This is a genomic window from Actinophytocola sediminis (genome assembly GCF_054779715.1).
On record NZ_BAAGXS010000003.1, the window covers coordinates 1 to 26933 of the forward strand.

Genomic DNA, 26933 nt, shown 5'->3' on the forward strand with positions numbered 1-26933 from the left:
GGTGTCGCCGAACTGGCCGGCGCGGGCCAGTTCGGCGATCAGGTCAGGAAGGCGACGAGCCAAGCGGCCGTAACGGGACTGCAACCGGTCGTCGCTGGCGCGGATGATGTCGCCCTGCAGGTTGGCCGGAGTTCTGGTAGGTCCGTCGTCGGGTAGATCCAATCGATCCAGAGCACGGCGAAGACGTGGGATGGCGGCGTGAATGACGTCAACCTCAGCCGCTGGTGGGTGTTCGCGGGCGTTCGCCGAAATGGATGCGGACGGGACGAGTTCAACGTTGGCCAGTGCTCGGGCTGCAGACACGGAAGGGCCGACGGCCGTGTCGGGGTGTCGGACGGTACGGCGCAGCAAGTCGTCCAGTTCCTCGAGGGAAATCTGCAAGACGTTGGCGAGACCGCGCCGCTGCCAGGGCTGTGGCGACTGAACGCCACGCTCCCACCGACCGATGGTGGTGCGCTCGACCTTCAACGCCACGGCCAGGGATTCCTGGGTGTAACCGGCGACCTCGCGAGCAGCGGCCAGAGGGGTCAGCACTCGTACCCCCATCGCGCATCCCTCCTCCTGATCGCCACCGCGCACAGTACCCGCCCGTTTCCGCAGCGTATGCCCCTGCGCCGGCCCCAACACTGCCCCATGGCCGCTCAATGCCCGCACGGTCAATGCGCAGGCCGGTCGAAGGTGTCTCCGCAGGACACCCCTTCGGACTACTTCACCTGCCCGTCGTGTCGATCACGCAACAGCGTTTGCCCGTCAGGCTCCGGCAGCGCCAGCTCAATCAACGGCAGGACTTCGAACCCCAGGTCGCCTCTACGGCCACGTCGCAGCGTCATCGCGCTCCTCACCGGTTGGTGCACCTGGTTCGTTATACCGCTGCCTGGATCAGGCGAGCCCGATTTCCTTCAGGAACCGGCTCACTCCTGCGTTTTTCTTGCGGTTGTACTTGGTCACGACGAAGCCCGAGTAGAAGATTCGGAGTTCCTTGCGAGCGCGGGTGATTGAGACGTAGAACCGGCGTCGATCTTCAGCAAGGTCTTCAGGTGTCTTCGACTGGTAGCTCGGCATCAGTTCCTCGTCCGCGCCGACGATGAACACGGCATCGAACTCGAGGCCCTTGCTTGACGTCGTGGTGGTCACCTCCACTCGGTCACGCGGCAGGGCGCGGGTTGCCAGCTCGCCCAGGGACAACAGTCGCATCACCACCGCCATCCGTTTTGCCTCGGGTGCGTCCGCAGCCAACGCGACCTGGCGCAACGCCTCGCCAAGGCCGACCGTGTCGAGTTCGTCGAGGAAGGTGATAGCCGGTTCATCACGTCGGTCAGCCCACCCGATCAGCATCGCGACCAGGTCGTGGTCGCGCTGATATGTCCACAATGGCCCCAGCAGGTACCGCCATCGCTTCAGTAGATCCCCGAGCCGATAGCCGCTCTGCTCACGTCCTGCCGCAGCCCACGCCGCCGCGGCCTCAGCGAACAGCGTCACCGAGGTCACGCGGTACTCGTTCACGTCGCGGAAATACACCGGGATCCCGGCTGCCCGCAGCGCCGTGGTCACCTCCACACAGATCTGCCGGGTCGGGCACAGGACCGCGATCTCGTGCAAATCCACCCCGGATGCGTGAGCCTTCCGCGCTGCGGCGATTACCTGTGCGTACTGATTGCGAGGGCCACCCGAGCAGTAGACGGCCGACACCTCACCGCCTGGACGGTCACCGACAATCGGCGGACGATCGCCCCTCATCCGGTTCGCGACCTTGATGATCTCCGCAGCGCACCGGTAGTTGCGGGTGAGCTCGACGGTCCTGACGTCGTGCCGCGCGGCGAGTTCGTTTAGCAGTTCGGGCCGCGTGCCGGTGAACGCGAACAGTGCCTGGTCCGGGTCCCCAACCGCGAACAGTTCCGAATTTGTGTAGTGGTCGAAGCACAACGCCTTCACCACCCGGTCCAGGCCGGGTGCGAGGTCTTGGTATTCGTCGACGTAGAGGTGCGGGAACTGGGCGGTCAGGGTCTGTCGCACGACATGGTGATTCTCGACAAGGTCCACTGCGGTGGCGACCAGGCCACTGAAGTCATGCAACCCGCGCTCGGCCAGTTTCACCTCGTACAGCCGCGCCGCCCTAATCACGCCATTGCCGGACTTCGCCCAGTCCTCGTCGGAGGCCATGCGCTGCCGGAGCCTGCCGATCGTGGATGGCACCAACCGGCTGTCGCCGTGCAGGAGGGCTTCCATGACCGCCTCCCGCAGCAATTTGTCGCTCTCCTCCTTGCTCGCGATCGTGATCGAGGCAAGCTCCGGGCGGCCGACCACGTGCGCAAATGGTTCCACGACCTTGCGCAACAAGAAGCTGTGCACCGTGCCGATGGCCAGGTTCGGCCGGTCCTCGACACCGAGTTCGTCGACCCGCCGCCGCAGCTCGTCGGCGGCGGCGTTGGTCAGGGTGATACACGCGGCACCCTGCGGTCTCCTGATCTTGTTCGCGAGATCGTAGGCCATCCGTGTGGTGAGCAGCTTCGTCTTCCCGCTGCCGGGCGGGGCGAGCACGACGCAGTGGCCCTCGGTCGTGAACGCCTCCCACTGGCGATCATTGTTCTTGAGGTCGTCGATCGATGCCGAAAGCTTGCTCAACGAGACACCAGGTACTGGAGGGCGTCCTCGACGTGACGCGCCGGAACGACATCGTTCAGGGAGAGTCGCTGGGCATATCGGCCCTTGCCACCCGCGTTCTTCACCATCTTCATGAACTCGTCGTGGCCGGGATCTGCACCACCCCACGACTCGATCTTGGCCACCGACTGGTCCGTGCACAGTTCCGTCAACGCGGCAAAAGACGGTTCCAGATTCTCTGGCTTGGTGGAGATGAGGTCGTACTCGAAGGTGGTGTCACCGACGAAGATGCCATGTTCACTCGGCGTGCCTGACAGGCTCAGAACAGCCAGGAGATCGGCGGCTCGTGCGACGCCGGCCGAGGTGCCCTTGGCGTCGATGTCACCATCGGTGATCACCGCCCACGGCAGTCCCAGCGCGGCACAAAAGCGCGCGTATGACGAGAAGTGAGTGCCATGGACCGCACACACCGTGATCCCCTCCTTGTCCAGATCGATTCCCAGTGCACGCGCGAGCTTGGGCATCAGCACTTGCTCCGCGAAGCCTTCGACGAGCAACACCTTCCGCGCGAATACCAGCTCGGCGCGCGTCGCGTCGAGGTAGCGCGCGATGTCATCCCACTCGACCGTGGTCAGGTCCGCTTCGCGGGCCCGCGAAGCCACCGTCTCACCGTCCACGTTGCGCAGCACCACCAAGCAGCGCGGGTCGGTGACGCTGGCGATGTGCGGAGACTGAGTCGTCACCAAGGTGGTGTGCGTACCGTCACGATCCGACAGCAACCGCCGGAACACCAGCCGCTGCAGATGCGGGTGCAAGTGCGCCTCCGGCTCCTCGATGGCCATCACCACGTGCGCGATGTCCGGATCGTTGACCATCCGGGCATCCAGGCCCAGCTCCTGCAATGCGAGGTAAAGCACGTTGAGTGTGCCGAGGCTGGCACTGCTCAGTGGCCGATTGGCGTCACCGTCCACGAACAGCTTCATCGCACGGATCAGCTTCGCCGGCTCATCAGGTGCCGCCGCGAGCCTTGTCTCAACGCCCTGAGCATCCCCGACCATCTCGACCAGGCGACTGCCGATACTGCCGCCGAGTTCCTTGATTGCATCCAGGTCGTTGAGCTTGTCGTTCACTATCTTCACCGCGGCCTTCACGTCGCGCAGGCCATCGCCGTCGGCCGCAGCGGCAGCCGCGGCGATGAGCAGTTCCCGCAGCGGCGAGCGCCGCCAGTTGCGAATGTCGGCCTCGACGTCACGTAGCGCGTGCAGGAAGACCAGGTGCAGGCTGGCCAGCGTGTCGACCCTGATTGGTTGCTCGACATTCTCTCCACCGAACACAGCACCCTTGTAGCGCGACTTGCCCCCCGTGTTCCCGCTGTCGACGGGCGCGAATCGGTAAGTGAGCCGGGCCCGGTCCTCCGAGATGAGCGCGTTGGCGTGGGCGAGAGCGGCGATGAGCCCGTGGTCGTCGAAGAAGTCCACCACCTCGATCGACGTCTCGATCACATGCTCCTTGGACATAGGGTCCCAGTCGGGCTCGCCGGTGGACAGCCCATCCCAGAAGTCCTCAGAACCCAGCTGACGGTCCGCGTAGGACAGGCGGCCGTCGAGGATCAGACGCAACGCGTGAACCAGGTTACTTTTGCCCGCCCGGTTCTCTCCCACGATCACCGTGCCTGGGAACAACTCCAACTCGATATCCGCCAGATTTCGAAAATTCTTGACCACAAAGCGGGCGATACGCATGACCTTTAGACGCTCCAACGGCTTGAAAGTTGAACGCGAAAGATACTCGATCGAGTGGCGGTGACGTCAAATCGACATGGGAGATGTCAGCAGAGTTGCGTTCTGTCACCCTCGGAGGCTTCGATGTGATCTCTACCTGCAGCGATGTCGTTAATCTCGGCATCACGCATGAATCTGCCATGTTCACCCGCACACCAAAGTGGACGCTGGACCGAGCAACTCAGAACATTATTGTCAATCTTCTGTCCACTTTCGAGCTCCGTGACAGCATGCCCTGTCGACCGTCAGCGGTTGCGCCTCGGCTCCTTACGTACTCCAGCGGATGGAGCCCGGATATTGCCAGATCGGTCGACTTCCGATATGCCTGGCCCACCAACTGGTCGAGGTGGGCCAAATCCGCCTTCCGGGACAGGTCCGGTCACGGTCACCTCCCCAATGGCGATCGGACCGCCTGGATGCAGGCCGAGCAGCCGGACGGGCCTGGTTCACTTTTCGAGGAGCGCTTTGGAAGCGCGGCCGACAAACGATCTTCATCGACCACGAAGCTCAGTCTCAACCCGCTGGAGGACGGGGCGAAAGATAGGTCATCAGGCGTTTCGCCGGATCGGCTAGCGGTTGCTCACCAAAGCCTCTGTGGCGTCGAGGCAGAGGGCCACCGGCAGACTTCCACAGGCATTCGGTCGGCCAGCAGAATGGTGTCCGTCCTAGACTTGGTCAAGGGGGTGTCATGTCCGGTATCGAGACGGCGGCCATCGCGCTCGGCACGGCGTTGACGAAACTCGCTTGCGACATGTGGCTTGGCAAGGACACCGTCGCCGGAACGGTCGGCTCGAACGTCATCGACGTGGTCACGGAGCGGTTCACCAACACACGCCATCGACGCCAGTTCCGCCGTGTGTGGGAACAGATGGCGGAGCTTGTCGCCGACCGCGTGGAGCCGCTGGCGAGCAGCGAGTTCCGCAATCTGCCAGAGTATGAGCGGCTCGCCGCGATCGACGCGGTGAGGGACACGCTCGACGTGGTCGCACTCACCGACGCGGACATCTACGCCCTGGATCTGGATGCCGGTTTCCTTAACCGGTACGTGCGTGGACAGGACCGGGACCGCGGCAGGCGGGCCGGGTTGTCGGCCGACGCCACCGCCCTCTACGACCTGGTGCTACGCGAGTCGTGCGCTTACCTGATCGAGCTCGTGCGCGCACTCCCGCGGTCCAACGTGACCGGTATGGCCGAACTGCTGCGTCGCGAGCGGCAGGTGATCGAGGACGTGCGCACGGTGCTGGAGCGGCTGCCGCAGCGACGGAGCGGGGAGGACTTCGACCACGACTACCGGCAACTGGTCGCCAACCGCCTGGACTCGATCGGGGTGTTCGGCGCGACGCTGTCCGAGCGCAGCCGCCGCTACCCGCTGTCGATCGCCTACCTGAACCTCACGGTTTCCGGTGACTTCTCCCTGCGCCGCCCGGACGGATCTTTCGAACCCGGCCCTGGTTCGAGGCGGACGAACGCGCGAGTCAACTCGGTGCTGGCGTCCACCCGGCGCCTGCTCGTCCGGGGGCAGGCAGGGCTCGGCAAGACGACCCTCCTGCAGTGGATCGCTGTCCACAGCGCACGCCGCAGTTTTTCCGATACGCTCCGCGACTGGAACGACACTATCCCCTTCTTTGTCTCCCTGCGTCGCCATTCAGACGGCCGGCTGCCCGCGCCGGAACATTTCCTCTCCGAGGCGGGACGCCATATCGCGGCGGAGATGCCACCCGGGTGGGTACACCGGCAGCTTCGAGATGGTCGGGCAGTCGTGTTGGTGGATGGGGTCGACGAGCTCCCGGAATCGCGCCGCGACGACGTTCGACAATGGCTGTCCGACCTGACAGCGACCTTTCCCGCTGCACGGTTCGTCGTCACCTCGCGTCCTGCGGCCGCTCCGACCGACTGGCTCGACCAGGACGACTTCGTCGTCGCGGAGTTGGAACCGATGTCGTTCGGCGAGGTCGACCTGTTCATCACGCGATGGCACGACGCGATGCGGGAGCTATGTCTGAGCACCGACGAGCACGCGGTCCTCAACCAACATCAGCGCAGCCTCCTAAGCGCGCTGCGAGCCAGCAGCCATCTCCGGGCACTGGCAGGCTATCCGCTCCTATGCGCGTTGCTGTGCGCGTTGCAGCACGACAGACGGGGCGAGTTGCCCGACAGCCGGCTGGAGCTGTACGAGGTTGCGTTGCACATGTTGCTCGAGCGGCGCGACAGCGAACGCGGCATACCGACGCGAACCCGGCTGAGCCGCACGAGCAGCATGTTGATCCTGCAGGAGATCGCCTACTGGCTGATGCGCAACGACTGGACCACCGCGCCGACGAACCGGGTCCGAGAGCGGATCCGCGCGAAGCTTTTTGCCATGCCCCAGATCACGACGACCGCCGAGAAGGTATACCAGGATCTGCTGGAGCGCAGCGGCCTCATCCGAGAGCCCGTTACTGGGCAGACCGACTTCGTCCACCGCTCTTTCCAGGAATATCTGGCCGCTGCGGAAGCTGTCGCTTCCGACGACATCGGCGTACTGATCGCCAATGCACATCGCGACCTGTGGACCGACGTCGTGGTGATGGCGGCGGGCCAGGCACCGACCGCCCGGCGTGTCGAACTGCTCACCGGCATTCTGGCCCGCAGCCAGGATGCCATCGAACCCGACCAGAACGCACACTTGCTGCGGTTGCTCGCGCTGGCCGGTCTGGAGATCTCGCCGGAGGTGCCGCCCGAGCTCGCCGAACAGATCAAACGTGCCGCGACGACCGTGCTGCCGCCACGAACGATGGCAGCCGCACGTTCGCTCGTTCGGGCGGGGCACCTCGCCCTCGACCTCCTCAGGGAGGTTACCCCGGTCACAGTCAAGGAGACCGCCGCGACGATCAGGGCGCTCACCGACATCGGCGACCCCGCCGGTCTGCCGCTGATCGCGAAGTTCGGCCATACCCCGAGGCGGCAGGTCTTCCGCGAACTCATGCGAGGTTGGCCGCGCTTCGATCCGCACGACTACGCGCAACATGTGCTGAGCGATATCCAGTTGCCGGGTGGCAAGCTGGACATCGACAACCCGGAGCTGACCACCGCGCTCGGACACCTTCGCACGCTGCGGTACCTCTATTGCGGCTACGAGACCAGCGACCACGGACTCGAGTTCCTCACGACGACACCGCAACTGACGGACCTGCACACACAGGACCGCTCCATCACAGACCTCCATCCCGTAGCCGATGCCAACCTCCACACACTCGCCTTCTACAGCACGGGTCTCAACGACCAGCCGCTGTCACTCGCTCCACTCCAGTCGGCGCACTCTCTCCGGACGATACGCATCTGGGCACGTCCCGTCTCAGCTGTCGGTGCGTTGGTCCGGCTCCCGCGTCTCGAACGCGTCCGGCTCGACTACCTCATGAGCATGGACGCACTCACCGAGCTGTCCATGCTCACCGACCTCTCTGAGCTCGGTATCGGTCACCTCACCGACCTCACCAACCTCGACCATCTGCACTTCCTCCGCGCGCCGAGCTCGATCGGCATCAACGCCTGCCCGATCAATGATGACCTGGCCGGACTCAGCAGATGGTCGGCGAGTCTGGCCTCACTAAGCCTTCGAGACCTACACAATCTCAACCTGCGACCGCTCACGACGCTTTCCAACCTGACCTACCTGGACGTCCAGGGATCCAGTGTCCGCAATCTGCATGCCCTCGGTGCACTCGAATGCCTGACCAGCATCGACCTGAGCTACAACCAGGCGGACCTTTTCGAACTGCACGCGATCCCGTCGCTCCGGCACATCACCATCACCGGAGCTGACGACTCCGGAATCGACCTGACGCCGCTCGCCGGAATCACAGACGTCACGATCTCAACTCTGCCGGGGGTCGCCATCCACGGCGACACGCTGCTCGGGCCGGGGAGCAAAGTCCGCCGATGACCCGACCGCTGAGGAACTACGCGGTGGCGCCACTGCCCAGCACGCACCCCACCAGGAGACTGTTTCAAGATCGGCTCTGGGGGGTCTATCTCCGCCTCCTGGGGCAGCGCCTGAGGAACCGTGATCAGGCCCATCAGATTGGGAGTTGGTACACGGCGCGGTGTTTGCCGGGTCCCTTGAAGTCGGTGACTATCGGGACTCCGTTGACGAGGTGGTCGCCGCCGACGTTGGCGAAGCCCATCGATTCCCACGCGGCTTGTGCGGCGGTGTTCTCAGGTTCGGAGGTCAGGTAGAGCCGGGCACACTTCCACGCCGCGGCCTGATCTCGGAGGTGACCAATCAGCACCAGGGCGATACCGCGTCGACGATGGTCAGGGGTGGGTCATCACGTCCTGGATGTAGATGTCGTTCGGGTCATCCTGGCTGCGGAACGCGATGACCGCCCCTGCGAGTTCGCCGTTATTGAGGACGACGGGGCAGGTCGAGGAGAAGAGGGTGGCGTAGAGCCAGTAGTCGGACGCTGTGCGGACTGTGACGTAGGGCTTGCCGAGGCCCATGAAGGTCAGGATCTGCGGGATGAGACCCACGCCCAGTGGGGTGATCTTCATGGGGCTCCTGGCGTTGTGTCGAACACGAGGTTGGACGAGGTGACCGGCGACGTCGACGGGATCGGTTGCTCGGAGACGTTGGGCCCGACGATGAGGATGTCCCAGGTTGGGTCGGCGACTCCGCGCCCCGACTGTGCCGGCATATGCGACGTCGATGGCGTCTTCGAGGTCGCGCCGAGTCGAGCGCTGCCTGAACAGTTCGCTGGCTTCCGGAGTCCTTCTTGTCTCCTGAAGGTCCGATCACGGTGTGTTGTGGGCGGCGTTGTTGGCGGTGAGCCAGCCGGTGGTGTTGCCGCAGTCGTGGTAGTCGCCGGTGATGGGGTGGATGGCGACGGGGTGGTCGCGGGCGTAGGCGTTGATGGCGTCGGTGGCTTGGTATTCGCCGTTGGGTGCGGGTCGGAGTTTGTCGAAGTAGATGACGCTGTCGGCGGGGAGCAGGGTTCGGCTGATGTTGATGTAGGCGGTGGGGTGCGGGTGGTGGTGGGGTTTTTCGATGATTTCGGCGAGTAGTGGGTGGGTGTCGGTGGTGGTTCGGGGGGTGAGTACGCCGTAGTGGTGGGCGTCGGTGCCGGGCACGGTGGCGGCGGCGATGGCCGCGGGGGTGCCGGTGTGGTCTCGGGTGGTGACCAGGTCGGCGAGGTCGGAGCCGCCGTCGTGGCGGAGGAGGAGGTCGTCGCCGGCCAGGAGGAGGAAGTCGTCGGTGCCGATGAAGTCCGCAGCGAGGATGGCGGGTAGGGCGGTGCCGTAGCGGTCGTCGCGTGGTTGTTCGATGAAGGTGAAGTCGGCCTGGGTGTGCAGGTGTGCGAGGGGCTCGTACTTGTCGTGCCAGCCGCGTGCGGTGAACTGGTCGCGCAGGTCGGGGTCTTCGGTGAAGTAGTGCCGGACCTGGCGTCCGGTCTCTCCTGGCGATGTGACGATGGCGATCTGGCTGACGCCGGCGGCGAGGCAGTCCGCGACCGCGTAGTCGATGACGGGTTGGTTGAGCACGGGCAGCATGCATTTGTTGATGGTCTTGGTGATCGGGAAGAACCTGCTTCCCGCTCCCGCGACCGCGATTACGGCCTTGCTCACGCCCACCGCGCCGGCTCCTTCCGTCCACATTGTCACCGGCCCGCGAGTCTACGGCGGATCTGGACGCGGGCCCCGGTTGCGCTCGCGTCGCGCATAGTGGTTACGAGCGCGGTGAGGATCGCGGCGGGGTGTTCTCGTGTGGGCTGAGATGGCGAGCGGCGTGGCGTTCGACCGCATGGAGCATGCGGGTGTAGTCCCGTGGTGTGCCCATGTGGCCGGCCGTGTAGTGGTGCAGGGTGGCGACTCCGACCTCGGTGATGGTGTGGCCGGCGTGGTGGAGCAGAGCGAGGATCTCGGTGTCGAAGGACAGGTGGGTATCGGCCACGCTCGGCAGGACCGCACGAAGGGGTGAGGCGGCGAAGACCTTGTATCCGGCCTGGGTGTCGCTGTAAGGGGATCAGTGAGCGACCGGTGCGAAGATCAAGAGCGTCGCTACAGACCGTAACATCTGCGGCGACAGAACGATGTTGGCTATGACTCTTACTCGGCCGTCAGGACCGACGGGCCACAGAATAGGAGAAATTTCTTGCGACAATTTTGTCACTTACCAATTTTCTCGAGCACATGCCCGAGACCTTCACCATAGCGTGACCAACCACAGGTTTTATAGTGACGTCGTCGAACGGTGTAGAACCTTTGCTATCCCCTTAGAGTTCATTGTCACCCGCTGCGAGCGCGATGTCTATTCACCGCCTTTATTTTTTATAGCACATTGGAGCAAACGCTGGTCGACAAGCATGTCTTCTCCGGAAGCCGTGTTCGTCGGCACTGACCGGCGGAGGCGTCAACTTTTGTGCAGTTGTAGTCCGGTGTCACTATTGATGATGGCCGGGGCCGGGGCTCGCTCCACATGGCAGGTATGCCGTGATGGACTGAACGCCGGGAAACATAAGAGTCGAACGAGGTACTGATGGATGTCGATGCTGGACGAGCTGCTGACACGGAGACTCTGATATTCGTCAACTATCGAGGTAGGGACGCGGGGACCGCGGCCGCGTTTGTGCATACTGAGTTGTCTCGGCGGTTCGGTGCTGCTGTGGTGTTCTTGGACTATGAGTCAATTCCTCTCGGTCGCGACTTCCAGCCCGTGTTGTTATCCAGAGTGCGGAGCAGCGCGGTTCTACTAGCGATCATCGGAGACCGGTGGCTGGAGGGAGTTGTAGGACAGCGGTCGATCGATGATCCGGACGACTGGGTCCGCAACGAGATATTGGAGGCCCTGAGGCACAAGGTTCCGGTGGTACCGGTGCTGTTCGACGGTGCGACCTTGTCAGTAGACCGACTGCCGCCTGAGCTGGCCGAGCTGATCAACCTTCAGTACTTCCAGATCCGGACCAGACGCCAACGGCACGACATTTCCGGACTTGCAGACCACCTTGCGCGAGAGATCCCTCGTTTGCGTGACCTTCCGGTCCACGAATTAAGTCCGTGGGAGGCGCTCGTCGCCGTCTTACAGGACGGGATGCAGTCAGATACTGGATCCGGAGTCACGATCTCTATCGAGGTGAACGAGGCGGGCGATTTCGACCAGGTCAGCCTTCGTCGCCCTGTCGCGATGGTGGTCGACCGGCAGATTGGGCACGATCCACAGCTGTTCCATGACATGGTGCGGGCGGCTGGCCTCCGCGACAATGGTGAGGCTGATCGGACTGTGCGGAACTGGATGCGCGGGCAGCTTGCCCAAGGCCACACCGTCATTGATCGTGCTGCCATCGAGGACGCGGTGGCCAAGCTAGATCTGATGGACAGTCAACCTCGCGCAGTGCTGTCCATCGCGACGCTCAAACCCGACCTCATGGCAGAGCGGGCCGATTATGCGTTGGACTGGGTAGACCGGTTCGAAGGTGACTCGGCATATCTCAAGCGGCGCCCACGCGCTCCGTCTACGTGGGTAGAGTTCCAAGTAGACATCGAAGCGATACCAGCCAATCTACCCACGGGCCGGTCCGAGGTGCTGGTGACGGGCAGTCTTCGACAGGCGACAGCGTTCGCGGTTGGTGGCGCCCTTCGAATGGTCACCGGTCGGGACATCGCGGTCAACCAGCGGGGTGAGTTATGGTCATCGAACGCGCACTTTGATGTCCTGATGACACCGAGTCTCGCTGAGCATTGCATCGAAAAAGGGGATGAGTTGGCGGTGGCCATCTCGGTCGCCGCAGATCCGGTCTTGGACGTGCTCGCCTTCATCGGAGATGCCGGGCTGCCCGTCGACCGGCTAGTCTCCGTGTCACCTGTCACCGGAATCCGTGACAACGCAATTCCCGATGCCGGGACTGCAGCGGCGTTCGCACAAGGTTGCCGTGATGCCGTACGGATGGCGTGTCGTCGAAACACGCGGATTCACCTGTTCTTGGCTGGCCCGATGGGGCTGGCTCTGCTACTCGGGCACCGTTGGAACCGACTGCGCCCGACCGTGGTGTACGAGGACGTGCAAGGCCGCGCCGTGTACGAGAAGGCCTTCACGATCGACGCTTGAGGAGATGCATGATCACCGCGTTCGCTGAGTTGCAGCGGCTCGGGCATTTGGGTCCGGAGTGTTTGCGGCTTGTGCAGGGACTGATGTCCGAGGAGATGCGCCGGTTTCCCGCGCTCGAGCCGGCTGCCGGATGGCAGCCGGCCGACGTCGAGGACCTTGTTCAGGATTTTCTGGAGCAGCGATTCGCTGCGTTGACAACGACGTTGCTCACGACCGCGCGGAACGACGAGTCGATGGGCCGCCTTCTGCGTCGGTCGATCCGCAACTGGTTAATCGATTGTGCCCGGCAGACGGGAACGGGCCGCGTCAGGCAACTGCTGGAGCGAGTGCTCGGCGAGAGCGCCGAGTTCGAACAGGTGCCACCAGGTCAGGCGGGTGCGAGGCAATGGCGGGTCGCGAAGACGTCGTCCCAGCCGTGGTCGGGAGATCCTCGGGATCTGATCCGAGCCGCTCACGCGGTATGGGGTGTGCGAATCGGACGCTGGTCGAGCACGACGCGACGTGCGCCGATTGCTGCGCGAGATTCGCTGATCGCGGTAGCACGAGCCGTGCTCTCCGCCGCTGGTGGTTCTGTGGAAATCGCCCAGCTCACACATGTGTTCCTGGCTCGGTTCCCGGTGGCGCTGGACTGGGCGGTCGTGCCGTTGGATGCCGAAGAGAGTGCGCTCCACGCCGACATTCGGACACCGGAAGAAGAGTTGATCGCGGAGTGTGACGAGATCGACTCTGCAGGTAGCGCGGTCGAGGTATCTAGCATGCTCTCACCTCGGGAAAGAGCTCTCGTGCCGCATCTGGATGACGTGGCGGCTGCACAGAGAGTGCTCGGTTGTCGGCCGAGCAGCGCCTACCAGCAGATGAGGCGTCTCAGAGAGAAGCTGACTCAGCTGGCCGGTACCGGCGACGACAGGCACGCGGTGATTCTGGAGGTGATCCACCTGTGTACCCCTCCGAGCGAATGAAGGCGGACGATTCGTTCGATGTGTCGTCAGGTGTGAATGGCCACCAGCCCGATCTGATCGGAGGGCACCATGAGTGACCCGGACGTGCCGAAGTGGTTCCGCGACCTCACTGCCCGGAACCCAGTGACGAGATCACTCACTGAGTCCACGCTACGTGAACGTTTCGGCGATCCGAGCGAGATCGACCTTGAACGCGGGCAACTGTGGCGAGCGGGCTGGGGCGACGTCGCGGTGTTGCTCCTTCTGGTGGATCTGGGCGACGGGGAGGTGCGTGCGGCGCCTGTGACGATCGACCCACCCGCTGAGGACGAGAACAGCTTCGTACTCGAATCAGACTGCACTGGACTCCCGACATCGGTAACCGTGTGGACTGGCTTTACGCGGTTCTTTCCCCAACGGGTCCTCGACACCGTTATCGTGGCTTGGTCCGCGGACGTCACGACGTGCTTGACGAACCCTGCGTCGCTGGAACCCGGAGCGAGGCTTCCGGTTGGTATGCGCCGAGGTCGGCCGATCGATTCGGAATTCGACGACCGCAGCATGATTCGGGCCGACCTCGAAGATGACGTCGATCAACTTGGTCAGATGCCCGGCCTGCCGGCGGAGCCACCCGGGTCACCGCCGACGACTCTCGCTGCGGTGCTCGGCGATGTCGACCTGGCCAGACTGTGTGCGGCTCTGGAGCTTTCCCAACCAGCGGTGATGAAACTCCTCCGCGGTACCACCGCGCTCACCCCGGCCCAAGCTGCCGTTGTCGCCCAGGTGTCGGGGATCCCGCAAGAGCGGATTCTCGGTGCTGCCCTCAACATGCCGCGAGGTTTGGTGCAGACAGCCGAACACCCGCGATGGCGGCAAGTGTGGATCGCGCGAGCCCAACATCTCGGTACCGATGAAATCCAGGCACGGCTTGACGGGTGTCAGCAGGCTTTTGCGCTCGCGGCACGCCAGACCGGAGGCAGCCAGCCGGACTGGGACGCACGGCTCCAACGCGCCCTGTACGGCGAGACGGGTGAACCGCGATGACAGTCAGAGGACGTCACTACCAGACCAAACGCGAGCAAGCAGCCGCGATGATCCAGGTACTTGAACGCAAGGACCCCGGCACGGTCGAAAGGCTGCGCAACGACCCGCTGAGTGTGCTTCGCACGTGGCCCGGTATTCAGCTCATCCTGGCCGCCGAATCCTCGGCCGGTTCTGGATGTTCCATTGCTGGGCGGTACGACGACGAGACCGACCCACCCACCCTGGTCGTCGGGGCCGCGAGGTCGTATCGCAGACGTGGGTTCACCGCCTTGCACGAATTTGGCCACCACCTGCAACGCACGAATGTCGAACTCGGGCAAACGCTCTTCACCGGTCCGGATTCCGAAGGCTTGGAGGAGACGGCGTGCGACGAGTTCGCGTCCCACGTGCTCCTGCCGGATGACCTAGTAGCCGAGGCGATCGGCACGGCAGGACCCACCGCAAACGACGTCGTGGATCTGTACGTCACGTCCCGAGCATCACGAGAGGCGTGTTGTGTCCGAGCAGCGAACATGCTGAACGGTGCTGGTGCTGTGCTACTGCTCGACAGCGCCGGTACGGTCCTGTTCGCCGCGCCGCGTGGTCTGGTTCCCCCGGCCCGTGGCTCCGACCAGTCGAAAACGCCGCTGATCGAGGCCGCGCTGCGCCAACGAACCAGCGCTCAACGTGACGAAACGTTTGTTACCTACCGGAACGGTGACGCCAGCGAACACCTGTACGGCCAAGCAGCATGGTGCGACGACCATGACTACCTGATTGCTGTGGTGGCGTCCGACAACGTCCCGTGGATGCCTCTAGCACTTCCGAGGCCTGGCACAAGGCGCGGCCGATACGGCACCTGGTGGACCTGCGAGGCCCCGGGCTGCGGCGAATCGTTCAAGATCACGGAATCCCCGTGTGAACGCTGTGATCAGCCGCGGTGTGGACACGGCCACTGTGGATGCACCGCCCTACGCGCACAGCGGGACCAGGAATGCGCTGAATGCCACCTGACACTGCCACCACGGTGCTTCGACGGAACCAGCCCGATCTGCCGGGACTGCGCCTGACCTGGAACAACAGTACCTCTGTGGACGATCTCCGAGATGTGCCGTCAGGAGGTGGTGACAGAGGCAGCCGCCCCAACACCGCACATCATCGAAAGGCACCCACGTGGCAACGCTTCCCACATACTTCGACGACGCCCGGAAGAACATCGAGCCGGGTAACGACGTAACCAACGCGAAGGACGCGCACGCCGAGGTCTCCAAGATCCTCAAAGCGGACTCCTGGTTCAAGAACCTCGGGGTCGCCCCATACCTCATCGGCTCCTACGCCCGGAAGGTGAGCATCCGCAGGGTCAAGGACGTCGACGTCTTTGCCAGACTGCGGGATGCCAAACCGGCCCTACGCCCTGGGGAAGTCCTGGACAGGATGTACGCCGTTCTCACCGATGCCTTCGGTAGCGACCGCGTCGAACGGCAATTCCGATCGATCATGGTCAACTTCCCGACCTACGGGCTGTCCGTGGACGCCGTACCTGCCCGTCCGTGTGGCGACCACTGGGAGATCCCTAACCGCCCCGAGCACGCCAAGCGTGCGCAGTGGGTGGAGACCAACCCCATCCGCCTGGGTGAACTTACCATCGAAGCGAACAAGGATTTCCTCCTCAACGACGACGGCATCTACGTGCCGACGGTCAAGCTGATACGCCAGATCCGCAGGGTGTGGGTGGACGACCAGCCCGGGGGCCTGTACTTCGAAATCCTCACCTACTGGGCGTTCCAGCAGACCAAGCCCTCCGAGAACACCGTCGCGGAGTACCTCACCACCATCCTCGCGACCATCGCCGACCAGGTGCTCCCGAAGGCGGCGGAACACGGTCTCGACGACCCCACCATGCCGGACAAGAAGATCACCACCAAGGCCACCGATGAGCAACTCCTCGCCGCACTCGACCGGACGCGCGAGGCTGCCGCGCTCGCCCAGCAGGCACTCGACGAAGACGACGACTGCCGTGCCGCACTCGCCTGGCAGCAACTGTTCGGCACGACAACCGAGCACGAAATCGTCTTCCCCATGCCGTCCTACTGCAACGCCAACGGCAGTTGGAAGTCGGCCGGCTCCATCACCAAGGGCTCCCCGACTGTAGCCGCTGGAACCGGTCGGTACGCATGAGCCACGAGCACGAAGCAGAAGATGCCTTGCTGGAGGCCGAGGTCGCGCGATGGCGCGCTGCCCTCGGCGCCCGGCACTTCAGCGACGACGGCCGCACCCTACGCGGCAGCATCGAGTGGAACGGGCCCGCTGGCCCGGCCACCGCACTGGTTGAGGTCGAACCGGGCGAATCCTTCCCGTTCGCGCCACCGGCCGTCCGAGTGCTCGATCCCGGCACGGATGCCGAACTGACCTTCCACCTGGACGCTCCGGCAGGGGGCCGCGAGCACGGCAACCTCTGCCTCTGGGACGACGAGTACACACTCGACATAGCACCCTGGCGCGACGCCGACGCACTGATCACGCGTGTGCGCACCTGGCTGGAAGAAACTGCCATAGGGTGGCCCGACGACGACACATGCGACCTGGAACGGTATCTGTCCAAAGACGCCCGCATGATCCTCTACGACGGCGAGACCCTCAAGGCCCTCCGCGCAACCTGCGTGCGAGTCACCGGCAAAGCCACACCGATCGTGACGATCACGACAGAACAAGGCCTTCAGAGGCGTCGCCGCGGTCGCCGGGTACCGGCCCGCAAGGACCGCAAGCTGTGCTGGATCGGCGATCTCGGCCAAGTGGACCGCCCGTTCCGGAACTGGGCGGATCTCCGCACCGCACTCGGCGAGCACGGCCGTGACGTCGAACGCAAGATCCGGCTCGGCATCGTCCAGTTCCTGCTGCTCGAATACCGGCGCGGTGGAAACTCAGCCGTCCTCGCCCTCGTTGTCCGCCTCGTGCCCGGCACTACCGGGCTGAACGTCGCCGCAGCGGAGGCAGCAGACATCAGCAGAACAAGCAGGATGCTGCGCGGAGGACCAGCCGGCCTCGCCCTGGCAGAACGCTCGGTTGCGATCGTCGGCGTCGGCGCAGTGGGCTCCTACGTCGCCGACCTCCTGTTCCGGTCCGGTATCCGCAAGCTCACTGTGATCGACTTCGAACGCATGCGTCCTGGCAACATCGTCCGACACCTGACCGACGACCTGACCGTCGGCATGCACAAGGTGCACGCCGTCCGATCGCGCCTCGCCCTCCGAGGTCTGGACGCCTCCCAGATCAGCCCTGTCATAAGACGAATCAGCACACCAGATCAGGCATACCAGATCTTCCAAAAACATGATGTGGTCGTCGATGCGACCGGGTCCGACCGAACCACCAGCCTCCTCACATGGATGTCGACGGCAACCGATACGCCACTTGTCTCGGTGTGCTTACAACGCCAAGGCGCGCTGGCGCGCGTCGACCGCTACCCACTCCGATCAGGAGAGACCCACCTGCCTGCAGTCCACGACACGGACAGCGGCCGCTCCATGCTTCGCGAGCCAGGATGCGGACAACCGGTCTCACCAACACCACCGTCAGCCGTCGTCTGCGCAGCTGAACTGGCAACCAGGGTTGTCCTCGACGAACTGGAGGACGTCCCGTCACTTCCGAGCACACTCGTTGACGTCCGTATCCCGCAAGATGAACCCCCGTACGATCGCCTCGGTCTGGCCACATCTCGCTCGCAGGACGCGGCATGAACGACGAACTGATCGTCGTCTTCGCCGCCAACGTCGCCACAACAGTCAAGGCCATCACAACGGCCGCTTTACCCCTTGAAACCGGTGGCCTCCTAGTTGGCTGGTGGGACGCAGGAACAGTGTTCATCAAAGATGCCGTCGAGATCGTGGATCCCAACGCAACCAGCGTCGCGTGGAGCCGCCATCAGGAAACCGCCCAACAGATCCTTGACCAGACTCTCGCAAAGATTGCCCACCCCTGGCTCGGTTACGTCGGCGACTGGCACAGCCACCCGAAGCCATGCCCGCCGAGCGGCACGGATCTGCATACGTTAACCCAAACATCCCTACAATTCACCGACCCTCTAATCCTGCTTGTCCACGCGCCGCCAGACAATTTTGAAGTACGCGCAGCGCACACGGGACAGCCACGTAAACCACACGTTCAGGTATCGCACCTTACAAATCACAGTCGGCCGAACAAAGACTCTTCGAACCGAGGCCTGACTTCACGCCCAGTAAGACACTAGCCGACGATCTTCGCCAAGGGCCGAGGGACCAGTCGCAAAGTCGCGCGCCGAGATCTGGTCGATAAGGTCAATCGCGACCAGATACCCATCAGAGATCTAGCCAAAGAATGCGGGATCGCAATTTTTCTGTTGCGCCGAATCCTGACGGCGGATATTGAAATTATTCGCGACCAGGAAGAGGAGCGCCCTTCGTATTTGCTGCCCAATACGACCACAGTGCAGTCGTGTTGTTTGTGCTCGTGGCGTCGACAAGTACTCCCTCGATGGAGTCCCGCCCCGAACCAACTCCACTGGCCCGACGAAGCGTCGGTGTCTTTCTGTGTCAGCGCCACTCCATGCAAACCTCCAACTATTTCTTCGTCGAGTTCGGATACCTGTTCACGCAAGTGTTGACTTACTCTGGTGCCTCACGGAGGCGTCGTTTAAGAGTTTGACGAGATGGCGGCCTTTGGTTGCCTCAATTCCAGACTGTCACCGATCTTCAACTCGATCCCGTCGTACCAAACTTCCACCTGGCGCTGCCGTAGCGCTTCAGCCAAGCGGTCGGAGTACGCAGGAGCAGCCCATGGGAGCAAACTGGGAGCCAAATAGGCCATTGAACGACAATGAACCGCACTGAACCGCTCTGGACCGACGTTGCTGACCTGTAGGAGTCATGTTTCTGCAGGTCAAAACACTTGTTGATCTACGTTGACACAGTAGAACTCTTCCAACCGTGCTCCAACTGCACTCAACCGCGAGTAACCGCAGCTCAGAGCAGCGAACTACACCAGCAAAACCACCCTTGACTGGCCGACCACTACTGATGACCTCCGGGTAGGGATCACCCAAGGACGACGGCAGCTTTAGAACACGGCGACGCGACGGCGACGAGTTGCCACAACTACGTGCTCTCGTAGCCGACGAGCGAGTTTCGGCTCGATGCTCCTGCCGTCAGCTGACCCGCGCACTGGGCTCGGCCATTCATATCTCGCCGCGAGCGGCAGCGCCGACATTCGCGTGTGCTGCGGTGGAGAGACTGTCGACCGTGGCTGAAACGGTGGGGCGGTCCGCCGCGACGTGCTCTTTGAGCATCACATCACTGACGGAGCTTTCGGGGGAACAAATGGACCGTAGCACCCGGAGAACGGCGATCACGGTCGCTGTGATCGGCGCTATCGCGTCCGTGTCCGCGGCGATCATTGCCGCTCCCTGGTGGTCGTCTGACACCCCGGAGGCTGCTCCCACAACTGGTGGCCCGCCTGCCGCCAGCGCAAGTTCGTCGCCACCACCGGGCGGCTCGCCTCGGTCCGGAATCACCGCGCCGGTCACAGCATCGGACCAGCCTGAGTACGGCGATCCGAGGACCTACCCGCTCCGGCTGTCCGCAGGGGTCTACGTCGATCTCGACACTGGAACCGCAACCCTCGACGGAGGCTCGGACGCCGAGTTCTTCTACAAGGGCGACATCAACAAGGAGATCTTCTTCGGTAAGGACGCGAACCTCTACGGCCGTTCGAAGGTCGCACTGATCAGCCACCAGGACATGAGCACAGAGGCATGCGAGCAGAGCACCCGCCCACAGAGCCAGCGAGTGTCCGGCTACTTCATGGAGGACGACGACGTGATCTGCCTCAGCACAAGCGAGGACGCCTGGGCAGTGCTGGAGGTGCTGGAATGGGGCGGTACGGGCGGTCGGAGCGCCGCGTTCGACGTCACGCTTTGGCCTGTTCAGGGCCACAGGGGCTGACATCCAATGACACGGTTCCGGAATCTGGGCGTTGGCGGCGACTGAGGAGCTTCCGTGGTGGGGTGCGGTCGGTGGACGGTGGTCGACGGGTTGGTGGAACGGGTGATCCGACCCCTGGTCAGCGGATGCGTAGGCGTTTCATGCCGTGGTACCAGGCGACGGTGCGCTCGACCACCCACCTATGCTTTCCCAGACAGGAGCCATGAGGTTGGCCTCGTTGTGCGATGCGCGGTCGGATGCCTTTGGCCCGCGCCTTCTTCCGGTACTTGGCGTGGTCGTAGGCGCGGTCGCCGTAGAGCTCGTTGGGCCGCTGCCGTGGTCGACCACGGCGGCCTCGAACCGGCGGTATCGCCTCGATCAACGCTTCGAGTTCGGCCACATCGTTGCGGTTGCCACCGGTCAGCGACATCGACAGCGGCTGGCCTGGCAACCGAGTCGCCGTAGGTGACGCTAGGCATGTCGCCCCCACCGTGCGCCTGCGAACAGCGCCGTAGTGCGAGAGTGTAGGGGTGACGAAGCTCCTCGCCGTTCACCTCCCAAAGCGGGCTGTCTTGGACGTGGTGTTCATTCACGGGCTGGATGGGGACGCGCGTAAGACCTGGTCGGGGAAAGGAACAGCGTCTTTTTGGCCGGAATGGCTGGCTGAGGATGTCGAGGGGGTCGCGGTCTGGTCGGTGGGGTATGACGCCTGGTCGAGCGGCTGGTGTGGGCGGTCGATGCCGATGCAGGACCGTGCGGTCAACCTCATGGCGCAGTTGCAGAACCACGGCATCGGCGAGCGGCCGCTGTGTTTCGTTACCCACAGCATGGGCGGGTTGCTCGCCAAGGAGATCCTCCTGCATGCGGCCGACGGTCACACCGAATTCGCCTCGTTCGCGGGCGCCGCCAGGGGTGTCGTCTTCCTCGCCACACCACACACCGGCTCCGGGTTGGCTAAAGCCGTCACGGCGCTTGGCGCTCTCCTCCGGGGAACTCCCGCGATCGACGACCTGGAACGGAACAAGCCGTATCTTCGACACCTGTCCGACCGTTACCGGAACTGGGTCGACGAAGCCAAGATCAGCAACCTTGTCTTCTACGAGACCCACCCGACCAACGGCCTGCGTGTCGTCGACGAGACCTCGGCCAACCCGGGCCTGGCCGGAGTCACGCCCATCGCCGTTGACGCCAACCACATCGACATCTGCAAACCGGCAGACCGCAGCTCACTCGTCTACGGCCAGGTCAAGCGCTTCGTCAGCAAGATGATCGCCGCCCTCGACCGCCCCGGGACCTGGCGTGAACTGCCCGACCTCCCGCCAGACGTACGGTCGCTGATGCATGCCCAGGTGCGGGCCGCCCAGGAACTCCCGTATCGGCTGCCTGGCGCGCGCAGACCCTCGCTGGCGACCGTCTATGTGCGCCAGGATCTGGGCAGCGGACCCGAAGAACCGCAGGCCGAGCAACCAGCGCCGACCCCCATTCTTGACAACCACGGCCGGATCGTCGATGTGTCCAGCGTGCCAACCGTCCGCACTGCCGTGCGACCACCCGCGCGCACGGTCCGGGAGGCGTTGGACGGGGACCGTCACCTAATGATCACAGGTGGCCCCGGCCAGGGTAAATCGACACTGTCGCTGCGCCTGGCCGCGGACATCGCCAACCGGTGGATCACTCGCGACGACGCGGACGTACCAATCACCGACACCGTCGTGCCGTTACGGTTGACCGCCCGCATGCTGGCGACCCGACTGGACCTACCCTTCGCGCAGGCACTGACGGAGAGCGCGCGCTCGGAATACGGCGCACTGCTCCGAGTCCCACTCGACGGGGTCACCCTGAGCGACTCCGTGACCGGCTACCCGTGGCTGTTGCTGGTGGACGGCCTCGACGAGGTCGCCGACAGCACCGAGCGAGACCGCCTGGTGTCGGTGTTGTCCGCATGGGCGTCGAACGCACCGGACTCGCCCTACCGCGTCGTGCTCACCACCCGACCGATCGAGGGCGCAGCGCTCGCTCCCCTGCAACGCATCGGCGCGGCTCGCTACGAACTCCAGCCGTTCGACGACGAGGCACTGCGTCGCTTCGCCGAGAACTGGTTCGCCGAGGTCGGCCCCGGCGAGGCGGACCGCTTCCTCAGCCAGATCCGCGAGGCACACCTCGACGAACTGGTCAAAGTCCCGCTCCTGGCGACAATCGCCGCGATTGTTTTCGAACAGCACGGAAGCCGCCCACTCCCAGACAACCAGTACGAGCTCTACGACGCCTACCTGTCCTTCCTCGGCTCGACCCGGACCAGCGCACCGGGCCCGTTCGGCGAGCGGCGAACGGACCTGCTCGAGCACCTTGGCCGCGCCCGGCTGGAGACCGACAGCCCACTGGTCGCCACCGCCCGCGACTGGACCACGCGCAACGTGCCGGCCGCTGAGCTCACGAACGGCTGGCAGGACCAGCTGGTAGCCTTCCTCGCCTCAACCGGCCCGCTGGTGATCCGCGGCGATGACCTGTCGTTCCTGCACCACAGCTTTGCCGAACACCTCGCCGCCACGGCGGTCGCCCGCACCCTGCCCGACCGGTTCGACCCAGACGACGACGCCTTCACGATGCTGCTGCACAGCGCGCGACCGAAGGAAACCGGCCGGCACGCCAGAGCCGTCTTGCTGCACTACGCCCACCTGCGGGCGGCAGAGGCAGACCCGATGCTCCGCTGGATGCACGCCGGCAGCGCCGACCAGCACCTGCTCGCCGCACGGCTGCTCGCACGTCATCTGCCCGCCGGTGCGGCGGGGGTGGATGCGTTCCTGAAGACGGTGCACGCCTGGGCCATGACCACCCAGCACACCGGCGGTGAGATCCTGCGTCAAGCCTGTCGAGCCTCCCACCATCCCGGTCTCGTCACCTGGCTGCTCGGCCTGATGCGGGACCGCCGCGCCCCCTGGCAGACCAGGGTCGACACCGCTGCGGCCCTCACGACCCGGCTGCGCGGCAAACACACCGCAGAGGCGATCACACTGCTGACGGCGATCATCGACGATGCCTCTGTGCCCGTCGATTACCGGGTCGACGCGGCCGAAGCTCTCGCGAACAGCGGCGCTGGCGAACGGGAGACGGCCGACCGGGGGCTTCGATCGATCCTGCGGGATCCGCTCGCCACGGGTACGCACTGCAGGACCGCGGCCGTCGTGCTGTCCGCGTTCGGCCCCAGCGCACGAACCTACGCGGTGGACGCGTTGTCCCTGCTGATCACCGACTTCGACACCCCAACCGATGATCTCGTCGAAGCGTCCACAGGGCTGGTCGAGATCGGCGTCGAGTTCCACGAACGCTGTGCCGAGGTCTTCCTCGCTGTCCTGCATGATCCGGTGGACAGCATGGTTGGGCGGCGGGACGCGGCGTTGGGGCTGGCCTCGCTGGGGCCACAACATCTCCTGGACGCCGTTACCGAGTTGACGACACTGATCTCCAATCACCGCTTCAGCGTTATCGATCGGGCATCCGCCGCCGAGGTGCTCGGTGAGCTCGGTCCACAACATCGGCTCACCGCTGGTGAACTACTGATCTCGATGTTCGCCGAACCCGGCATCAGAACTTTCGAGCGAGCCGAGGTAGCGTCCCGGCTCGGTCAACTCGGACCAGAGTTCACCAACCTGGCCATAACAGAGCTGCGCTCCGTGATCTCGGATCCGCATGCGGACGGAAACGACATCGTGTCCGCCGCCCGGAACCTCGCCGACCTGGGCCCCGAGTTCCGGGGCGAGGCTGCCGAAAATATGTGGAAAGTCTACGACGACCCCCTAACCAGCAACTGGCGCCGCACCCTCCTGCTCCGCCACATCCTCCTCCTGGGCAGCGAACCCGACAGACAACGTGCTTTGCAAGAATTGCGTGACATGGCGGCCTCTTATGGCGCAGATCCGACGGAACGTTGCCGTGCGGCAGAATATCTTTTGGCGGCCGGCCCCGAGTTCCATGTTGAGGCCAGCGAACGCCTGCGAAGCCTGACCGACGGACGATTCGACCCCAAGGTCGCCGCGAAGGCGTGGAGTGAGTTGCTCCACTTTGGAACGACATTCCAACACGATGCTCACGATGCTCTGCTCAACCTGATCACATCGGAGGGCCTGTACGCCGACATACCATCCAACGCATCGTTCGCACTGTCATCGTCACATGCCGAACACATCAAGTCGGCCGCCAACGCCTTGAACGTCCTTTTGGGCGACAAGAATCGTTCCTTCCGGTCCCGGGTCTCGGCGATCGAGGGACTCGTTCGACTGGGCCGCAAGTATCACCGGCACGCGGTGACGAAATTGTGTGAACTGCTCCAATCCGCGACCGCCGTCGATCCGGACTTTCACTTCGCGGTTAGCAACTTCACCCACTTGGGACGTGGTATTCGGGCAGAAATCGCGGAGACGATGCACCGCGTCGCACGAGACTCGCGTTCACCATCCAGTAGACGATGGCGAGCGATCAAAGTCCTGGACAGGCTTGGTATCACGCCCGACCCAGAAGTGATTGGCGCGTTGTCCACCATAATGAGGGATGAGTCAGCCGAAATGAGCACGCGCCAAGAGGCCGCATGCGTACTGGCGGAGGCCGCCCCGGATCACCTCACCGAGGCCATCGAACTGGTTTTCGACATTCGCGAAATGTGGCGACCTTATGATTGGCGAAGGAGCGTGTTCAAACTCGCACACCTTGGAGCAGACCTCGCACCAAACGTCCGCCAATTAATCGAAAGCGATACGCCGGTTTATTGCCGCAGCTCCGCTACCACGCTGCTCAGCTTCCTCGAATCCAACTCGAGAACGTTCGCTAGAGCGACTTCAGAACACCTGGCAGACGACCAACTACTGGAAGCCGATCTGCGTTTGGAATGCTGGCAGTTCCTCGTCGATCTTGATCCAACCATCAGAACCCTCGCAGCCACTCGCCTCCGGCAGGTGTTCAAGGACGAGAATGAGCGAATCGAAACCCGCTCGAGAGCAGCAAGGGAATTGGTCCGCATTGAACCGCGCGACCGACAGCAAGTAGCCGGATTCCTTCGCCACAACACCGAGGACCCGAACTTGTCCGCAGACGAACGACATACCAGCCTGCTGCATCTGCAAGGTCTGAGCAGCCGGCTAATTGACTCGTTCGACCCCTTCTCCCTGGCCCTCGCTCACGACCCCCGAACCAGTCCGCAGAGCCAACGTCAACTACTCACCTGGCTCCCTCGAAAGTTGCGCACCGAGATCGAACATCGCCTGCTGAGCGACCGATCCGTTCCTATCGCGGACAGGCTTCCCGCGCGCGACTTCTGGGACGACCTACCGCTCGAGGCCGAGGCTGAAGTCGAGGTCCGGGACGCGCTCGCAGCGTTCGAGTCGCGACCACGGGAGCGAGTCGACGCAGCGGCGGCACTCGCAAAATTGTCCTGGCAGTTGATCCCCGAGGCCACCCGCCTGCTGGGTGAACTCGTCCAGCAACGGTGCGCCCCAAACTATGCGCGGCGGAAGCTGGCAGAACTGAGCCACCAAGCCCGACAGGATGTTCTGACCTGGGCGGCGACGCAAGTAATGAATGACGCCCAGCCACGCCGCGTTCGTTACCGCGCCGCAAGCCTCGTTACGGACCTGACCGCGCATCCACCACCCGCTGTCACAGATTTCATTCACCAGGTCGCGCAGGCCGAGCGAACCTCCGATCGCGACAGGGTCGACGCGCTGTTCGCCTTACAGCATTTCGACCGACTCCGAGCCGTACGTGACGACGAACGGCAAAGCCCCGCAACCCGCTGGCGCGCCGCAACCAAGTTGCTCGACAGGAAGACCGAAGACCGAACAGCAGGCCTCGCGCTGCTCGGTTCGATCGCCACGAATCGCAGTATCCGACCAGCCCTGCGCTGGCGCGTCGCCGCATCCCTTGCCCGGTTGGGTATACCTGGCCGCGACCTGGCAGTGAACACCCTGTACTCCATGGTTAGCGATCCGACGCTACCCACCACGGCCAGAGCCAAGGCAGCCAGCGCGCTCAACAACGTCACCCCCAGCCGCCGACGTCAGATACTGACCATGCTGAGCGGCATGTCTACCGACAACCCCGCGCATCGCTTACACGTCCTCGCCGCGATCGCTGACATCGACCCCACAGCGGCGGTGCCGGAGCTCAGAGCCACGAGCAGAGACCAGAGCATCGGCGCGCTGACCCGGCTCCGCTATGCCGAGACACTGGTCACCCTCCAACGAAACCAACTAGAGACAGCGGCCGTCGTAGCCCGGACCATCGCGCATGAACAGTCCGTGGCCCCCCACCTCCGGATCCACGCCGCCAGAAACCTGGCCAACTGGAGTGAACTGTGCCGCGCGGAGGCCCGCGAACTGATCCACCGCCTCACCGTCTGACAAGCGTCCTCAAGCGCACCTCTGCGATCAGCAGCTCGACCGGGACGGCGACCGCGAGGGGGATCAGGAAGCCAACACCGCCCTGCGCACCGAGCCCAGAGGAACCCGACGATCTCCCCGCTGCTCCGATCGGTGATCAGTGCCAACACGGCGGCCGGCTCGGGCAGCTG

General features: G+C 63.9%; 18 protein-coding genes and 1 pseudogene. 10 read left to right on the top strand and 9 right to left on the bottom strand.

What is annotated here, in order from left to right; translation table 11 throughout:
* From ACYVIP_RS01445 to ACYVIP_RS01460, 4 genes are all read right to left on the bottom strand, one after another.
* The coding region (locus tag ACYVIP_RS01445; RefSeq protein WP_460391094.1) for a helix-turn-helix transcriptional regulator at window positions 1–546 on the bottom strand (546 nt) is incomplete at its 3' end.
* Window positions 547–704: 158 nt separating this feature from the next.
* Window positions 705–830: a hypothetical protein gene (locus ACYVIP_RS01450; RefSeq protein WP_460391096.1), complete on the bottom strand. Its 126-nt coding sequence runs from the start codon at window positions 828–830 to the stop codon at window positions 705–707.
* A 49-nt stretch (window positions 831–879) separates the two neighbouring features.
* Entirely contained in the window at window positions 880–2622 is a 1743-nt protein-coding gene (locus tag ACYVIP_RS01455) for an ATP-dependent helicase (RefSeq protein WP_460391098.1), read from the bottom strand.
* Window positions 2619–4343, bottom strand: a complete 1725-nt coding sequence (locus tag ACYVIP_RS01460) for an ATP-dependent nuclease (protein WP_460391100.1) — start codon at window positions 4341–4343, stop codon at window positions 2619–2621. The genes ACYVIP_RS01455 and ACYVIP_RS01460 overlap by 4 nt, the downstream gene beginning before the upstream one ends.
* 727 nt (window positions 4344–5070) lie before the next feature.
* On the opposite strand from ACYVIP_RS01460, the gene ACYVIP_RS01465 reads away from it, so the two are divergent.
* Window positions 5071–8304, top strand: coding sequence for an NACHT domain-containing protein (locus ACYVIP_RS01465; RefSeq protein WP_460391102.1), 3234 nt, complete (start codon window positions 5071–5073; stop codon window positions 8302–8304).
* Window positions 8305–8437: 133 nt separating this feature from the next.
* Here the strand turns inward: ACYVIP_RS01465 and ACYVIP_RS01470 are convergent, their stop codons facing one another.
* From ACYVIP_RS01470 to ACYVIP_RS01485, 4 genes are all read right to left on the bottom strand, one after another.
* A complete protein-coding gene (locus ACYVIP_RS01470; RefSeq protein ID WP_460391104.1) occupies window positions 8438–8650 on the bottom strand; it encodes a GNAT family N-acetyltransferase in 213 nt (70 codons plus the stop codon).
* Between the two features lie 25 nt (window positions 8651–8675).
* Entirely contained in the window at window positions 8676–8912 is a 237-nt protein-coding gene (locus ACYVIP_RS01475) for a hypothetical protein (RefSeq protein WP_460391106.1), read from the bottom strand.
* Window positions 8913–9152: 240 nt separating this feature from the next.
* On the bottom strand, window positions 9153–9983 hold the full coding sequence (locus tag ACYVIP_RS01480) for a sugar phosphate nucleotidyltransferase (protein ID WP_460391108.1): 831 nt from the start codon (window positions 9981–9983) through the stop codon (window positions 9153–9155).
* Window positions 9984–10083: 100 nt separating this feature from the next.
* Window positions 10084–10308, bottom strand: a complete 225-nt coding sequence (locus ACYVIP_RS01485; protein ID WP_460391110.1) for a hypothetical protein — start codon at window positions 10306–10308, stop codon at window positions 10084–10086.
* Window positions 10309–10893: 585 nt separating this feature from the next.
* Between ACYVIP_RS01485 and ACYVIP_RS01490 the strand changes: the two genes are divergently transcribed.
* The 8 genes from ACYVIP_RS01490 to ACYVIP_RS01525 all read left to right on the top strand — a co-directional run bounded on the left by ACYVIP_RS01490 (window position 10894) and on the right by ACYVIP_RS01525 (window position 20395).
* A complete protein-coding gene (locus tag ACYVIP_RS01490) occupies window positions 10894–12459 on the top strand; it encodes an SAVED domain-containing protein (RefSeq protein WP_460391112.1) in 1566 nt (521 codons plus the stop codon).
* An 8-nt stretch (window positions 12460–12467) separates the two neighbouring features.
* The gene (locus ACYVIP_RS01495) at window positions 12468–13418 is read left to right on the top strand and encodes a hypothetical protein (protein WP_460391114.1); all 951 of its coding nucleotides are present in this window, start codon (window positions 12468–12470) and stop codon (window positions 13416–13418) included.
* Between the two features lie 69 nt (window positions 13419–13487).
* Window positions 13488–14441 carry a hypothetical protein gene (locus ACYVIP_RS01500; protein ID WP_460391116.1) on the top strand — a complete coding sequence of 318 codons (954 nt, stop codon included), beginning with the start codon at window positions 13488–13490 and terminating at the stop codon, window positions 14439–14441.
* A gap of 47 nt (window positions 14442–14488) precedes the next feature.
* Window positions 14489–15490, top strand: coding sequence for an ImmA/IrrE family metallo-endopeptidase (locus ACYVIP_RS01505; RefSeq protein WP_460391118.1), 1002 nt, complete (start codon window positions 14489–14491; stop codon window positions 15488–15490).
* A gap of 103 nt (window positions 15491–15593) precedes the next feature.
* Window positions 15594–16598 (top strand): SMODS domain-containing nucleotidyltransferase, encoded by a 1005-nt coding sequence (locus tag ACYVIP_RS01510; protein ID WP_460391120.1) that lies wholly within the window; start codon window positions 15594–15596, stop codon window positions 16596–16598.
* Window positions 16595–18157 carry a HesA/MoeB/ThiF family protein gene (locus tag ACYVIP_RS01515; RefSeq protein WP_460391122.1) on the top strand — a complete coding sequence of 521 codons (1563 nt, stop codon included), beginning with the start codon at window positions 16595–16597 and terminating at the stop codon, window positions 18155–18157. Before ACYVIP_RS01510 ends, ACYVIP_RS01515 begins: the two co-directional genes overlap by 4 nt.
* On the top strand, window positions 18154–18666 hold the full coding sequence (locus ACYVIP_RS01520; RefSeq protein ID WP_460391124.1) for a Mov34/MPN/PAD-1 family protein: 513 nt from the start codon (window positions 18154–18156) through the stop codon (window positions 18664–18666). Before ACYVIP_RS01515 ends, ACYVIP_RS01520 begins: the two co-directional genes overlap by 4 nt.
* 1027 nt (window positions 18667–19693) lie before the next feature.
* Window positions 19694–20395, top strand: coding sequence for a hypothetical protein (locus ACYVIP_RS01525; protein WP_460391126.1), 702 nt, complete (start codon window positions 19694–19696; stop codon window positions 20393–20395).
* 121 nt (window positions 20396–20516) lie between these two features.
* Here the strand turns inward: ACYVIP_RS01525 and ACYVIP_RS01530 are convergent.
* Window positions 20517–20819: pseudogene (locus tag ACYVIP_RS01530) on the bottom strand (transposase); the annotation flags it as partial.
* 85 nt (window positions 20820–20904) lie between these two features.
* Between ACYVIP_RS01530 and ACYVIP_RS01535 the strand changes: the two are divergent.
* The gene (locus tag ACYVIP_RS01535; RefSeq protein ID WP_460391128.1) at window positions 20905–26763 is read left to right on the top strand and encodes an NACHT domain-containing protein; all 5859 of its coding nucleotides are present in this window, start codon (window positions 20905–20907) and stop codon (window positions 26761–26763) included.
* Window positions 26764–26933: the final 170 nt, after the last annotated feature.

What these genes read in the sequence shown, in the direction of transcription:
- ACYVIP_RS01450 (WP_460391096.1), bottom strand. Translation starts at nt 830, where the DNA reads ATGACGCTGCGACGTGGCCGTAGAGGCGACCTGGGGTTCGAAGTCCTG.
- ACYVIP_RS01460 (WP_460391100.1), bottom strand. Translation starts at nt 4,343, where the DNA reads ATGCGTATCGCCCGCTTTGTGGTCAAGAATTTTCGAAATCTGGCGGAT.
- ACYVIP_RS01465 (WP_460391102.1), top strand. Translation starts at nt 5,071, where the DNA reads ATGTCCGGTATCGAGACGGCGGCCATCGCGCTCGGCACGGCGTTGACG.
- ACYVIP_RS01475 (WP_460391106.1), bottom strand. Translation starts at nt 8,912, where the DNA reads ATGAAGATCACCCCACTGGGCGTGGGTCTCATCCCGCAGATCCTGACC.
- ACYVIP_RS01490 (WP_460391112.1), top strand. Translation starts at nt 10,894, where the DNA reads ATGGATGTCGATGCTGGACGAGCTGCTGACACGGAGACTCTGATATTC.
- ACYVIP_RS01495 (WP_460391114.1), top strand. Translation starts at nt 12,468, where the DNA reads ATGATCACCGCGTTCGCTGAGTTGCAGCGGCTCGGGCATTTGGGTCCG.
- ACYVIP_RS01500 (WP_460391116.1), top strand. Translation starts at nt 13,488, where the DNA reads ATGAGTGACCCGGACGTGCCGAAGTGGTTCCGCGACCTCACTGCCCGG.
- ACYVIP_RS01505 (WP_460391118.1), top strand. Translation starts at nt 14,489, where the DNA reads ATGATCCAGGTACTTGAACGCAAGGACCCCGGCACGGTCGAAAGGCTG.
- ACYVIP_RS01515 (WP_460391122.1), top strand. Translation starts at nt 16,595, where the DNA reads ATGAGCCACGAGCACGAAGCAGAAGATGCCTTGCTGGAGGCCGAGGTC.
- ACYVIP_RS01520 (WP_460391124.1), top strand. Translation starts at nt 18,154, where the DNA reads ATGAACGACGAACTGATCGTCGTCTTCGCCGCCAACGTCGCCACAACA.